This window comes from Chryseobacterium pennae (assembly GCF_003385515.1).
Taxonomy (GTDB): Bacteria; Bacteroidota; Bacteroidia; order Flavobacteriales; family Weeksellaceae; genus Chryseobacterium; species Chryseobacterium pennae.
Genome location: NZ_QNVT01000083.1, coordinates 1 through 435, shown reverse-complemented (window position 1 = coordinate 435; position 435 = coordinate 1). Strand labels below are relative to the sequence as shown.

The 435-nt window shown below is 26.2% G+C and carries 1 protein-coding gene; it reads left to right on the top strand.

Annotation, left to right across the window (positions count from 1 at the left end; all coding sequences use genetic code 11):
- Positions 1 to 435: class I SAM-dependent methyltransferase (locus tag DRF65_RS28225; protein ID WP_133297845.1), on the top strand; the 435-nt coding region annotated here is incomplete at both ends.

Below are 435 nucleotides of genomic sequence, written 5' to 3'. Positions count from 1 at the left end.
AAACTGAAAAATTTAGATAGAATTATTGATTTTGAAAGAATTGATAATGCTGTTTTAATTCATGCTAGTTTTGATCCTCTATCTAAAAAAATAGAAGAAAAATATCCTAATGTGAATTTGACGGTTTGTGATATTTATGGAAATAGGCATGAACATGAAAGTGGAATTAAAATATCAAAAAAAGTTTTTCCACCAAATCCAAAAGAAATAAAAATACGATCAAATAAATTGCCTTTTGAAGACAATTCACAAGATATTATCCTTGCAATTACGGCTATTCATGAAATACTAAATCATCAAGATAGAATTTTGTTTTTTAAAGAAGCCAAAAGGGTGCTGAAGCATAATGGTACAATAATTATATCAGAACAATTTAGAGATTTTACCAATTTTATTTTCTTTAATATTGGGGCATTCCACTTTATAAGTCAAAAG